The organism is Nocardia jiangxiensis NBRC 101359 (assembly GCF_000308615.1).
In the GTDB taxonomy this organism is placed as follows: domain Bacteria; phylum Actinomycetota; class Actinomycetes; order Mycobacteriales; family Mycobacteriaceae; genus Nocardia; species Nocardia jiangxiensis.
Map to the genome: position 1 here is coordinate 1 of NZ_BAGB01000014.1, position 508 is coordinate 508.

At 70.9% G+C, this 508-nt stretch carries 1 protein-coding gene; it reads left to right on the forward strand.

Annotated elements, in window-relative coordinates; all coding sequences use genetic code 11:
• Positions 1 to 452: ATP-binding protein (locus ON40_RS06495; protein ID WP_040819642.1), on the forward strand; the 452-nt coding region annotated here is incomplete at its 5' end.
• Positions 453 to 508: the final 56 nt, after the last annotated feature.

Genomic DNA, 508 nt, shown 5'->3' on the forward strand with positions numbered 1-508 from the left:
GCGGCATTGTCACCGAGTGGACCCACCCGTTCACCGAGGCCGGGCGCACGCTGCAACTGATCGGTGACGACCAGTTGCGCGCGCCGATCACCGGCTCCCGGTTGCGGGAGGCGGTCGCGGTGCTGATCGACAATGCGCTCATGCACGGCGGCGGCACCTGCACGGTGTCGGTGCGCACGGTACGTCCCGGTGGTGACCGGGAGCCGCTGGTGTGTGTGGAGATCGCCGATGAGGGCGACGGCGTCAGCGATGAGCTGGCCCCGCACATCTTCGATCGGGGTTTCTCCGGCGCCGGTTCGACCGGTGTGGGGCTGGCGCTGGCGCGGGCGTTGATCGAGGCCGATGGCGGGCGGCTGGAGTTGCAGCGGCGCAGGCCGGCGTTGTTCGCGGTGTTCCTCGGTGCGCCGACGGCGACGCGTCAGGCCAACGGTGTGGTGGGGGAGCCGCGGTAGCTTCGCGGCACTCAGCCCTGATGGCCGAGGCGGCGCTCTTCCTCGACGAGCTCTTC